Raw genomic sequence first — 13200 nt, 5'->3', positions numbered from 1 at the left:
CTATTTCCCTCCTTGATTTGAGACATATACATGAATGTTGAAATAGTCGCGTTTATCCGTTTGGATATATACGGTGTACCAGCCGCTCGTAACATTATCGAGGGTATACACTCCGCTTTTCTCCTGCAGGACAGTACCTTTTGTTTTCATCTGACCTTGTGTTAAGACACCTTTTTCATAACGTGCATACGAGATCCCGGAAAAGTTCTTCAATGAAATTTCAACCTTGTTTCCAAGAACGGACGCAGCATTTGAGCTGTCTGGCATAACGCCGTTCACAAGAGCTATGGTGTCATAAAGACCCACAAGGCGAACGGTCCGGCGAATGGTGGTTTGATTCCCTGCATCATCTCTTACGGTATAGTCGATATAGTACGGGTTCGAGCGAACAAATTCATTTGCTAAGATGTTGTCAGGGTTAAACACCCGCCCGCCAGTTCCATAGCTTATGGTGACCCGGTTCGTCAGGTCGACCTTTTTACCCGCAACCATATCCCATGCTTCGAAGTCTAGAAGCTTAGACTTGTCATAGGCAATGGAGGCATCTTTTTTAGGCGTCATGCCTTCGATGAAGATTAGCTCTTCACCATTTTTAAGTTTTAGCACAGGGGGTGTTTTGTCGATTAGCCCAATGTCAACACCATACGAGGTATAGGTCCCTGTTCTTCCTTCAAGGTTAAAATTGTAAAGTCCATTTTCTCTATAGTTCATTGACTTCTCTTGTTCCCAAGGATCGTTTCCGCCCACGAGTTTAGCATCTTTATCCGTGATTACCGTGACATTCACATTCTGGTTTGTTGCCGGGTTCTTGTCGATTCCCACAACATATCCTTCTTCTTTTCCAGAGGTGTCAACACCAACAACAATCTTGTTTTGATGATCCTTTTCCACCCACTCACCACTTTGGTTCTTTTCGAGATATTTGTATGTCCAGCGAACTTCTTTAACCCTTGGGCCGCCCACTTCAATTCCTTCAACCGTTACGAGAATTTTTTGCGTGATGCCTGTTTGGTCCCTAACTTGAAAGACGTGCTCTCCGTTAGTTTTAACGTTGATTACTGCCTCTTTATAGGACAGGGCATCGCCGGACTCGTCCTTCACTTCAGTCAGAAGTGCATGTTCATATCCACGATAAGAAACGGTAAGCTCTGTTAGTTTTCTAAGAATGTCCAGCGGAACGCCGTCACTGTCACGGATTTGATCAAAGGTTACATTCACGCTCAGCTTATCTTCAGCTAATGTTGCAGTGGCTTTGATTTGCGGCGGTGTGGACACAATATTCGATATGGTAATCACTTCCTGTCCTTCGTTGCCATAGTCGTCAACAAAGAACATGGACACTGTACCATTTTTTCTAAACCGAACAGCTTTTGTGCCGGGGATATGTACGATATCGTTGGCAGTTAGGCTTCCGGTAGGTTCTACACCAGTGACTGTAATCGTTTTGATATCCTTGCTGAACTGTGTCAACTCCACATTCACGCTTTGTGCAGTAATGGTGGTTGGTGGCGTGCTGTAAGTCCTTGCGATTGCAGTAGGCGCTACCTTATTAATGTTTGAGACGGTGATCGGTGTCGTCCAACGGTTTCCAGCGTAGTCATAGGCTGTCACATTATAAATTCCTGAGCTGTCCAGTTCAACGACATATTCATTCTCAAGCGGCTCCCCTTTGAAGGGATAGACCACATCGCCCTTCTTCACCTCTGCAAATGCGATTTCACCTGAATCATCCGTTAAAGTGATCGTTGCAAAGATATTTTTGTTGGTCTTGGCCGTATTCGATAACACATAGGATGTTTGTCCAATGGTGTTGTCAAACTGGTTATAGCTAACCGTATGAGAACCTGTGTTGCCCGATTGATCCCTAAACTCAAATGTGAAGGTGTTATTATCCTCAGTTAGAGTCCTTGAGAAGGCTGCGTTGTTGTTTGTCATCGAAAGAGTTTTTCCGCCTCCGGTAAACTTGAGCGTTGCCATAACCCTTCTATAGGCTTTTCCTTCTGTGATTGGAACCCAGTTCCCAAGATAGTTCTCATAGCTGTATTCAACCTTGTAGTGTGTGTCTTGTGTGATTGGCGTTTTATCAATGTTTGACACGGTGACTGGCACGATCGTTTCTATTCCGGCTTTGTTTGTCACTTTGAAATATACCGTTGCATTCTGCTCGAAGGTTTCGGTATGCGAAACAATCGATTCAATGGGGCTAAAGCTTATGCCGTCATACGAACGCTCAAGTTTCAAAATCCCGCTTTCCGGGTCATATACAGAAAGTGTTGCGGTAACACTCTGGTTGGTTGACTCCGTCATCGAATAGTCCACCTTTGCAGCTGGTGCAGTTTCGTCAACCACTGTAATGGCAACATATTCATCTTCCATCCGGTCAGCTTCCATACCTTCTGCCGTGTATGACTCGAAATAAGCTGATTTTGTTGTTTTTCCGTCTCTTAGCGCTTCAAATACCAGCTTTGAATAAGCTGTTCTTCCTTCTTCCTCTGTAAATGAAGGGTCAGGAACACTTAGCTCTGTATTGAGTTCTAATCCGGATAACACTGCATTTTCAACAAAGAAATATTGTCCGGAATACTTTGGTTCCGGAACGACAACATAGTAAAGCTTATCGCCCTGGTTATAGGATATGAACCCGCCGTTTTGGATCGTTTGACCATTTTTCTCTACATGACCTGAAATATCAAATCCTGTAACGAAATTAACATCAGGCGTGAATTCTAGAACGCTATCCCTTCCAACTTCATCCTGAATATAGAGGCTGATTTTATTATTGTTTTGAATTACAACCTCGTAGTCCATTACGTAGTCAGCCGATGTTGTTAGAAGTCCTGTATACAGAAGGTTCGACCTTGCCATTTCACCCACAACATCACCCTCTACAGGTGCGTTAGGCATCACGGTGACTGGAACGTTAAAATAAACGCTAACCGTTGCGGTGGTTTTTGTTGTTGCAGGGTTTGCGCTGACACTTACAATGGATGCCTCCGCGTCAACCAGGTCCAGTTTTGAGTCAAAGAACACTTTTTCAGTCTCATTTCCTGCTGTGTCGACAGCTTTGACCCCAATGGCATAGCTTTCACTAAGCCCCTTCAACTCAATGGTGTAGGTTTTCTGTTTATTGCCTGCGCCATTAATGATTACCGGACTACTCTGCATTTCCACGGAATGGCTTGATTGAAACAACGCATAGTCCGCTTCGGTTAGAATATGGTTGTCTGCGGGGTCTTGAATAAGCGCGAATGAAACGGTTGTATCGTTCTTGTCTGAGACATCAACTGTAACCACACCATCTTGTCTTGCTCCTTTGGTCACGATGTTACTTGAAGCAAGCGCAGATGGAGCTGCCCGGTCAATGTTAGATACGGAAATAGGAACAAGAACACGATTTCCAAGCTCATCAGACAGGATCAGTTTTGTTGTGATGTTTTCGCTTACCGTTACTGTGAATGCACCGTCTGTATATGGAGAAACCGTGATTTTGTCTGCATCCTCTGGTGCAACTGTCAGTTTGCTAATCCCTGTGCCAGCATCACTTGCGATGATTGTTGCTGTCACGGATGCGTTTGTTGGCTGAATGGTGCTATAGTCCGGCAATTCAAAGGTTGGTGCCTGGCTATCATAAAGAATGGTGAGCGGTCTTGCTTCTGTTAAAAATTCAGGTTTGTCGTCAGCAGGAGCATTGATGAGTCCAAACTGGAAGTAGATGGTGTTGACACCTTCTTCAAGCGGAACCGGTGTGTCGAGTGTAAAGGCATAATTCCCACCGGAATTGTTGCTCGCTGTAAACTCAGAAACTAAAGCGCCGTTATCTGTTGGCATGCCGTCCGTTGTTGCATAATATACCGGTTTTTGATATTTCAATGCGCTATCAGAAGTCCATGCTGCATGCGGTTCATTCAAAACAGCATAGACACTATAGGTTCCATCCGTTGTTGTACCCATTCCGTTTAAAGTCTTTGGCTCCGTAAAGTTCAATGTGTCAATGATTGCAGCTTCTGACCTCATGCCAAAGTATGGGGAAACCTTTTTGCTTTCTCTGCCATGCGGGTCTTTGGCCACAACAACAATGCTGTACGCACCTGTTGGAAGTCCTGTCAGGGTCAAGGTCTGATTAACCTGGGCTATATTGTCACTGTCCATTGTCAGAGTCAGCGGATAGTTTGGCAACTCTTCAATTCTGATCTCTGAGTCTGGCTTAGATAAATAGTAATATGCACTTGCAATTCCACTGCGGTCTGTCACTTTCACGTTAAACTGTTGTGATGATTTGAAATGATCGTGCTGACTTCCTGCGGTATATTTAATCTCCGGGGAATAGGCGTCATACGTGTATACTTGTGAAAATTCGGCAGTGTTACCAGACTGTTTATTTTTCACACGATATTCCAGTATATATCTCCCGTCCATCAAAACTTTGGTTCCGCTAAGATTAGTTTTTTCAGCTGCACCAACATCATCGCTTGATTCGTATACTCTAAATTTTTGCGTAAAGCTTTTGTCATTGCCAGGATCAGAAATCCACCGATAACTCGTTTCAAGGTTTGAATTGCTTACGTCAAAGCTAATGTCAAAATACGGCTTTGGAAGACTTGAATCCTCCGTATGGAGGGTGTCGGCAACATTTCCATTGAAAATACTCACAGATTTTTTATAGTATCTTGATGCTTGCTCGTTTCTAGAATCGTTTCCAAGTGAGTCTACTGTGAAATAATAGAGAGTTCCCTCATAGTTGTCCCCTTTTGGAATGGATAGCATGGCAGTTGTGCTATCCCCTTCTGAGTCTACGAATGCCCACAGCCCTTGAGTTGAAGCAATTTCTGTGGAGGCAGGTTTAATTTGATTGATTGGCGTGTCAGGTGGCGCCGTAATTCCGTTCATAAAGGTATAATAAGTCCTTGACCAGCCGTTATTGCTTTGCTCAAGGTCGTTCATTTCAAAGCGATAGTCATTTCTTTTGCGAAGCTGTGCATCTTGCGGATGTACCGTTTCGTTTACGGTCACTCGCGGAGCCAGATTATCGATTTTGATATTTTCAATTTCTGCATATCCGGCATCTCCGCCAAGCGGATTGTCAGCTTGATCCCATCCATACAGCCGAAGCTTGAATTCGCCTTCCGCCCGATCGATTGGACTTAGTTTTAGGCTAACGCCATTGATAACCTGCGTGTTAATAGGTGCGGTAACTCTTGCTCTGTTTCCTGTACCGTCAAAGTTTGTGATTCGGGTCATGGCCGGTTCATAGGAATCACCAGTTTTCTTGTACAGCTCATAATTAAAATAGTTTTGATTCGACTCGCTGTGGGCGACATTTCCGTCTGGATAGAGTGTTTCGCTGGCAACCATATAAAATTCATGCAGCTTTTTGATGTTGTTTTGAATGGAATCTGCCCCCACCAGGTCATTTCCATTTTTATCGGTCACTCTTACAGTTGGTGTTTTTGTGTCCACTTTGTGAGTTGAGAAATAAAAACTTTGTGATGTTGCTGATTCTGGAGTTGGATTTTCCAAATGATAGGCCTGAGCCCGGCCTTTTTTCGTTAGATGGGTAGATACGTTGTCAAGCTGAAGCCTTATGCCCTCGCTTTCAACTGCACTAACATCCAGCGGCACTTGTCCGGTGAACTGAAGTTTGCCGTTTGGTTTGCCGTCATTGCCCTGCAGTTTGGTCATGGTTAGGTTGGCAAGCGGTGTTGTCGTATTGTTCCCAATATATAACAAAGGCGTGGCTTGGAAGTTGGTGATCAGCTCCGTTTTAATTTCTTGCGTCATGGCTTTTTTATGAATGGAAACCGCTTCAACTGTGATGTTAACATCTGTCAATTTCCGATTCAGATATCGGTTGTCCTGGCTCGGCGAATAGGTAACAGTCTGATTGATATCAGGGTTGCCGAGGTTATATATACTACGATAGAACGTATAAGTTACATCTTTATAATAGTAATCCGCTTGCCCTATCTTTGTTGTTAAATAGGTTTTAACTTCGGGATTTCCTGAGCTTGTATGGGCAAAGGTCCCCCCGAGACTTTCAGCATTGGTAGACTGGGCAAGCAGCGCCACCCTGTAGGTTAGCGAAATCTCTGCTTTGTTCTGTGCAACCATTTGATCGTGAAGCTTCTTGCGGTCAATATCTAACTGAAACGTTTTTGTTTTGGTTGGTTCCTGGAATGTTAACCAATCCCTGCCTACAGAGTCGTCCGAAACAGTATAGCTGAACACAGGAGCATCCTCATATTGCATGATGTCATAATAACCATATTGATCTCTGACATATTTGTTCCACTCTACACGTTCAGAGTCTGACGAATTCGCATCCAGATAGAACTCTCCTCCAAGCTCGTCAACATAGCCTATATCTGTGAATTTTCTTTTGGTTACGTCCGAAATGTCATGATACAGTCTGTCCTTGCCTTTTGTCCATGAGTGTATTGGAATGGTCATTACCTTCTCTGGATTGGTATTCCCCTCAAGATAGGGAAGATACAAATCCACAGATTCACCGTACCAGTCATTACTGCCCACCAGCCAAAAAACGAATTCATTCATTCTCCATGGTGGAATATTTTGCATTTTAAAGGTATGTTTTATATCAGACCAAGCGGGAGCTCCGCCAAGATTTGCTGCATGATCAGAGGGTAGTCCAGATTCATAGGTACTCACGCCCATGTGAATCTCATCACCTGTTCCGCCGTCATCGTTTCCTCCTGTTTTCACACCAAACATATAGGCGTACTCTGTTGCTACATTCGCATAAACAGGCGTTACTGATGCGAGAAGCGAAAGTACCAGCATCAAGCTTAAAATCTTCTTCATAAAATACCTCCTTGTTATAAGACCACATTCTGGATAACGATCAGCCTTTACAGCTTACCGTTGAAAATAGTTTCTATATACTTTGAGCTAAGGCCAATGGCTTGTAGTTCTTCTTTCATTTCATTTGTTTGTGCGATTTTTCTGTTAGGGAAATATAAAGCCACACCGTTGCGATGGTTATAGCCTGCTGAATTTCTTACTTCGAAGGCAAGTGCTTGGGCTGCAGCAGTGACTTCTGATGATTGGCCCATGAGCTCTATAAGATCATATTGATCAAATATCCCTTCGTTTTTGCCTAATAGCTCTGAGCGGTTTGCAAGGTCTGTTAGTGAGAGATCAAACTCTGCATGTTCTATGGCCTTAACCAAGGATTCCGCCTGAGAAAGCTTCATCATTGACATGGTTGTTTGCATCTTAGCTTCAATCCCCGAATGAAGGGTAAAGGAATCTAAAATTAAACGCCCTACTCTTTCAGTGCTAATCTGTGGGTTTCGCTCTATCGCACCTATCCATGTGGTATAGTACAAGCCTGCTGCGGGGGTTGAATCTTCAGAAGCTATGAGATATTTGCCCTGATCTCTAAGCGCATAGGCAGTTTCAACGGTGCCCATAAGACATGCATCAAAGACGATTAAGTCGAAATACATATCTGATGAATCGATTGCTTTGGAAAGCTCCGAAACCTTCATCGTTGTTCGTTCATTTAGCTCGTCTGCACCAAATCCGCCCATTGTACCATACCCATGATCCCATAGAATCAGGATATAACGCTCACTGGGTGCAACGGTTTTGCCCCATACAAGAAAATCCCTCAGTGTCCTAGGGTCTGATGCGGCGGTTTGGATGTGGCTTTCGTGCTTTTTAAGTTGTCCATGGCTAACTTCAAAGCGTTCGGACGCTCCATCGGCCATATATTTGTTGTGATATTTGAGCGTTCCGCCTGTTTGCATCAGGATTTTCGTATTTTGGTTTGGCTGACCTCGCAAAATTTCTTCCAAGTCATCGGTTAGCCGTCCTTGCTGTGATTCAAGGTCAGAACCCACTGCATATATTAAAATCGTCGCTCCATCCAGATTATTATCCTGCTCCCAAAGTGACCTTGCCTCGTTTAAAGCTTGCGTGGTGAAAACATTTGTTGCACTAAGGGTTTGACCTAGTGTTTCAATTTGGTTTTTGGGTCTTGTGTTTAGAACATAACTGCTTATTTTTGCAAGAGTTCCCCGATTGAATCCACGTTCTTTTGTAAGATCTATTCCTAGAACTATTGAGGCGAAAGAAACCGCGGTTTCATAGGTAAAGTCGCCCTTTGTTTCTGAATATCCCAACACCCTTAAAACCATTGAACAATATTGGTTAAGCGAGATGGGCCGGTTACCGCCAAAACGATATTCATTAATTCCGTTAACTACACCCTTGGCATAGGCATACGACACGTAGCGGCTTTCCCACCCCGTATCATTAAAAGGATTTTTGTAGGTGCTTTTCAGGGCCTCTTCTTCCTTCCCCCACAGACGCAGCATCATTACAAGGGATTCTGCCCTGGTAGGCACCCGCGACAGTTCATATCCATTCTCCGTTCCACTGAACAATCCTAAGTGGTTAAGCGCTTCTGCATAGCTGGAGCTTTGTGCCGCTGCTGCTGATGGAGTTGTTGCAAGAAGAAAGATTAAAAAAATGATAAAACCTCGGATTTTTGTCATCAAGTACCGGCCTTTCAATTGGAAATCCCCTTCTTTGCTCCTAAATTAGCTGATTAACCCTATCAAGCTACAATTCTACATGGCGGATTAACCCCTGTGTGAAAGTTAAAGAAATCTTTAAGTTCGCGCTTGCCGCTCACTTCTGGCAAACAGCAAAAAGAGCCTGATCTCCAGGAGATCAGACTTTTACGATACCTAATTTATTTCCATCGCATAAAAAAAACTACTCACAAAGTTCAATCGAACTTGTGAGTAGCTTAATTAAATCATGTGGGCAAAATTACATCATGCCGCCGGGAACAGGTCGACAGGTTGCAGGATTGGAATCTATATCACTCTCACGTCAAACTACAACTATTCATACAAATTCAACAAAAATAATGATACTATGTATGATGGGTAAAAGACTTTGCTATGTTGCAACAGGAGAAGATAATATGAGTAACGAACCAAATTTTTGGCTGGATTTACCGAAACCGTTTTTTATATTAGCACCAATGGAAGACGTCACAGATATTGTATTTCGTCACGTCATTAGTGAAGCTGCAAAACCTGACGTATTTTTCACGGAATTCACAAGTACAGAAAATTATTGTCACCCTGTTGGAAAAGAAAATGTAGGTGGGCGATTAATGTTCACAGATGATGAGCAACCGATTGTCGCTCATATTTGGGGCAATAAACCTGCACTTTTTGAACAGATGAGTATTGATATGACAAAACTTGGTTTTCGTGGTATCGATATAAACATGGGATGCCCAGCACAAAACGCCGCATCCAGTGGAAAAGGGGCTGGATTAATAAAGCATCCTGAAGTTGCAGCAGAAATTATTCAAGCAGCAAAAGCAGGTGGATTGCCGGTTAGTGTTAAAACAAGATTGGGTTACTCTAAAATTGACGAGTGGCGCGATTGGTTAGGACATATATTGAAACAAGATATTGCGAATCTTACCATTCACCTTCGTACAAAAAAAGAGAAGAGCAAAGTAGCTGCACACTGGGAACTAATTCCTGAGATAAAAAAATTACGCGATGAAATCGCTCCAAATACGTTGTTAACTATCAATGGAGATATTCCGGATCGCGCAACAGGATTACAATTAGTAGAACAATACGGCGTTGATGGTGTCATGATTGGCCGTGGCATTTTCACTAATCCATTTGCTTTTGAGAAAGAACCTAAAGAACATAGCGCTAAGGATTTTCTCAATTTACTTCTTTTACAGTTGGAGCTTCACGATAAATATTCAACAGAAACCCTGCCACGTTCATTTAGACCACTTCTTCGCTATTTCAAAATCTATGTTCGTGGATTTAGAGGCGCAGACGAACTAAGAGAGCAATTAATGGATACCACGTCAACAGACGAAGTGCGTCGTTTAGTAAAACCTCTTTTAGATGAAGAATTAGATTGAAGAATATTAAAGATTTGAGCTATGAAAAAGAGACTTCCCACAAGTTCAATGAACTCATAGGAAGCCTCTTATTTTTGCATCATGTGGTCAAACGGTGTTTCCTTCTCAGGAAACCCTTGATGCATAAGGGTTTGTCACCCTTATTACATCATGCCGCCCATACCGCCCATGCCGCCCATATCTGGCATTCCGCCACCAGCACCGGCTGGTTCTGGCTTGTCAGCGATAACCGCTTCGGTAGTCAGGAACATAGCCGCTACGGAAGCCGCGTTCTGCAGAGCATAACGGGTTACCTTGGCAGGGTCAACAATCCCTGCTTCGAACATGTTTACCCACTCATCGGTAGCAGCGTTGTAGCCGATGCCGATAGCTTCTTTTTTCAGGCGGTCCACGATAACGGAACCTTCTTGGCCTGCGTTAGCAGCGATGGTACGAACAGGCTCTTCCAGTGCGCGCAGCACGAGGTTAACGCCAGTTCTTTCGTCGCCTTCAGCTACAACAGCAGCTACAGCAGCATATACGTTCACAAGAGCCGTACCCCCACCGGATACGATACCTTCTTCAACCGCAGCGCGGGTTGCGTTCAGGGCATCTTCGATGCGGAGCTTACGCTCTTTGAGTTCAGTTTCAGTAGCAGCACCGACTTTGACAACGGCTACGCCGCCAGCCAATTTCGCCAGACGCTCCTGCAGTTTTTCTTTGTCGAACTCGGAAGTCGTTTCTTCCAGCTGGGAACGGATTTGGCTAACGCGTGCATTGATGTCCGCCTTGTCGCCGCTTCCGTCTACAATTGTAGTGTTTTCTTTGGTTACGCGCACTTGACGGGCGTTACCCAGTTGCTCGATAGAAGTGCTCTTGAGATCCAGTCCAAGCTTCTCAGTGATCACTTGGCCGCCTGTCAGAGCAGCGATATCCTGCAGCATAGCTTCACGGCGGTCGCCGAAGCCAGGAGCCTTAACCGCTACAGCATTGAATGTTCCGCGCAGCTTGTTCACGATCAGCATCGCCTGAGCTTCGCCTTCGATGTCTTCAGCGATGATTACCAGCGGACGCGCCTGTTGAACGATCTTCTCCAAGAGGGGAAGAATTTCCTGCGTGCTGCTGATCTTCTTGTCTGTGATCAGGATGTACGGGTTCTCCAGAACGGCTTCCATTTTGTCCGTATCCGTAATCATGTACGGGGAAATGTAACCACGGTCGAACTGCATACCTTCAACCACTTCAAGCTCAGTCAGGAATCCGCGGGATTCTTCAACGGTGATAACGCCGTCCTTGCCCACTTTTTCCATAGCTTCAGCAATCAGTTGGCCCACTTCTTCGTCAGCAGCGGAGATTGCAGCTACTTGAGCGATAGCTTGGGAATCCAGAATCGGCTTAGCTATATTCTGCAGTTCAGCAACAGCAGCCTTCACTGCTTTGTCGATCCCTTTACGCATAACCATCGGGTTAGCGCCTGCAGTTACGTTCTTCAGACCTTCGCGGATCATAGCCTGAGCCAGAACCGTTGCAGTTGTAGTACCGTCACCGGCTACATCGTTAGTCTTGGTAGCTACTTCTTTAACGAGCTGTGCGCCCATGTTCTCAAAAGCATCTTCCAGTTCGATTTCTTTGGCGATGGTTACACCGTCATTCGTGATCAGCGGGCTGCCGAATTTCTTCTCCAGTACCACGTTGCGGCCTTTAGGACCCAGTGTAACTTTTACTGCATTTGCCAAAGCGTCAACCCCGCGCAGCATTGCACGGCGAGCATCTTCACTGAACTTAATTTCTTTTGCCATTGTATAGTTAACCTCCTAATATAATTTGTGAATGTATTCTGAATCCGGCTTATGAGAGACGCTTAAGACTAGTCAAGAATAGCGTGAATGTCGCTTTCTTTCATAATCAGATATTCTTTGCCTTCGTATTTGATTTCAGTTCCGGCATATTTCGAGAAAAGCACACGGTCGCCTTCTTTTACTTCCAGCGCTACACGGACTCCGTCTTTCAAAGTTCCGCTGCCTACAGCGATAATAGTACCTTCTTGCGGCTTCTCTTTGGAAGAGTCTGGAAGCACGATCCCGAAAGAAGTGGTTTCCTGTTGCTCGCTTGGTTCTACCAATACGCGTTCACCTAGTGGTTTAATCATGAAAAAATAGCCTCCTTTGAAATTATGTGATTTGCCTTGAAAACATAGATTGAGCTGCGGGGATCTGCGCCATCAGCATCCCTTACGGAATGCTGCTCCGGCCAATCCCGGTTTTTCAGCAGCGTTAGCACTCAACCCTCTGTAGTGCTAACAACAATTTTTATGATACTCAACTTGAAGACGGATTTCAAGTCCTTTTACGTAAAATCGTATTTGTTTTTGCCAAAATTATGGTTTCAGCGCTTGTCCGACACACACTTTACTCCATTCTATCCAACAAGGGGCATATTATGCCCCCATCCCTCTAATCTGCCTTCACATACCGCGCCTCCCGCTTAGCGTCCTCAGCCAATTGCCTGCGGTAGACGAATGCGGACAGAAATACGCTGAATTCATACAGCACCAGCAGCGGAATCGTCACCAGAAAGTCCGAGATGAAATCAGGCGGCGTAATAACCACAGCAACGAACACAAGCGCGAAATAGGCATAACGGCGCATCTTGCGCAGACGCAGCGGGTTCAGCACCCTGAGCTTGGTCAGGAACATGACAATCAGCGGCAGCTCGAAGAGCAGGGCCAGCGGAATCACCAGACTGAACAGGAAATCGAAGTATTCGGCGATGCCGTAGGTCTCCTCAAGCCCCATATTCCGTGTAATCGAGATCGTGAAGGATAAGGCCATAGGGAACACTATGTAATAGGCAAACGCAATGCCGGCAATAAACAACACAAACACATAAGGCACATAACGCAGGGCAGCGCTCCGCTCCACAGGCCGCAGGCCGGGGCTGATGAACGCCCATAGCTGGAAGACGATAAACGGCACAGAGAAGACCAGCGAGACTGCCATAGCGATCTTCATATACATCCCGATTCCGTCCCAGAAGGAGAACGCATGCAGAATGAAGCCTTGCGCAACATCGGCGCTTATAAGATACAAATAGATTGGTTTGGCGACGAATAAGCCGAGCACAAGTCCGGCCACGAACACGATCAGCACGTAGATAAGACGTCTGCGCAGCTCCGTCAGATGATCGACGAGGGACATTTCTTCCGCTTCCAGAGACATGACTGACACCACCCGGATTGATATGAATATGGTTATATACATTAGAGAAAAAAGGAGCGCCGCCCCGGT

Annotated in this window: 6 protein-coding genes; 1 reads left to right on the top strand and 5 read right to left on the bottom strand. The window is 44.9% G+C overall.

What is annotated here, in order from left to right; all coding sequences use genetic code 11:
• Together NST43_RS03660 and NST43_RS03655 are read right to left on the bottom strand one after the other, a co-directional pair.
• On the bottom strand, positions 1–6819 hold the full coding sequence (locus tag NST43_RS03660; RefSeq protein ID WP_339222613.1) for a hypothetical protein: 6819 nt from the start codon (positions 6817–6819) through the stop codon (positions 1–3).
• Between the two features lie 47 nt (positions 6820–6866).
• Entirely contained in the window at positions 6867–8519 is a 1653-nt protein-coding gene (locus NST43_RS03655; RefSeq protein WP_339222611.1) for a clostripain-related cysteine peptidase, read from the bottom strand.
• 437 nt (positions 8520–8956) lie between these two features.
• On the opposite strand from NST43_RS03655, the gene NST43_RS03650 reads away from it, so the two are divergent.
• Positions 8957–9934, top strand: coding sequence for a tRNA-dihydrouridine synthase (locus NST43_RS03650; RefSeq protein WP_339222609.1), 978 nt, complete (start codon positions 8957–8959; stop codon positions 9932–9934).
• Between the two features lie 143 nt (positions 9935–10077).
• Here NST43_RS03650 and groL read toward each other — a convergent pair whose 3' ends face one another.
• From groL to tatC, 3 genes are all read right to left on the bottom strand, one after another.
• Positions 10078–11712 carry a chaperonin GroEL gene (gene groL / locus NST43_RS03645; protein ID WP_209993298.1) on the bottom strand — a complete coding sequence of 545 codons (1635 nt, stop codon included), beginning with the start codon at positions 11710–11712 and terminating at the stop codon, positions 10078–10080.
• A 68-nt stretch (positions 11713–11780) separates the two neighbouring features.
• Positions 11781–12062, bottom strand: a complete 282-nt coding sequence (groES, locus tag NST43_RS03640) for a co-chaperone GroES (RefSeq protein ID WP_036693725.1) — start codon at positions 12060–12062, stop codon at positions 11781–11783.
• 304 nt (positions 12063–12366) lie between these two features.
• Positions 12367–13131: a twin-arginine translocase subunit TatC gene (gene tatC, locus NST43_RS03635; RefSeq protein WP_339222606.1), complete on the bottom strand. Its 765-nt coding sequence runs from the start codon at positions 13129–13131 to the stop codon at positions 12367–12369.
• Between the last annotated feature and the right edge of the window lie 69 nt (positions 13132–13200).

It is taken from the genome of Paenibacillus sp. FSL H8-0332 (assembly GCF_037963835.1).
Taxonomy (GTDB): domain Bacteria; phylum Bacillota; class Bacilli; order Paenibacillales; family Paenibacillaceae; genus Paenibacillus_AQ; species Paenibacillus_AQ rhizoplanae.
Note: the sequence above shows the minus strand (reverse complement) of the source record. Positions and strands in the feature narration are given on the sequence as shown.

What these genes read in the sequence shown, in the direction of transcription:
- NST43_RS03650 (WP_339222609.1), top strand. Translation starts at nt 8,957, where the DNA reads ATGAGTAACGAACCAAATTTTTGGCTGGATTTACCGAAACCGTTTTTT.
- groL (WP_209993298.1), bottom strand. Translation starts at nt 11,712, where the DNA reads ATGGCAAAAGAAATTAAGTTCAGTGAAGATGCTCGCCGTGCAATGCTG.
- groES (WP_036693725.1), bottom strand. Translation starts at nt 12,062, where the DNA reads ATGATTAAACCACTAGGTGAACGCGTATTGGTAGAACCAAGCGAGCAA.
- NST43_RS03655 (WP_339222611.1), bottom strand. Translation starts at nt 8,519, where the DNA reads ATGACAAAAATCCGAGGTTTTATCATTTTTTTAATCTTTCTTCTTGCA.
- tatC (WP_339222606.1), bottom strand. Translation starts at nt 13,131, where the DNA reads ATGTCTCTGGAAGCGGAAGAAATGTCCCTCGTCGATCATCTGACGGAG.
- NST43_RS03660 (WP_339222613.1), bottom strand. Translation starts at nt 6,819, where the DNA reads ATGAAGAAGATTTTAAGCTTGATGCTGGTACTTTCGCTTCTCGCATCA.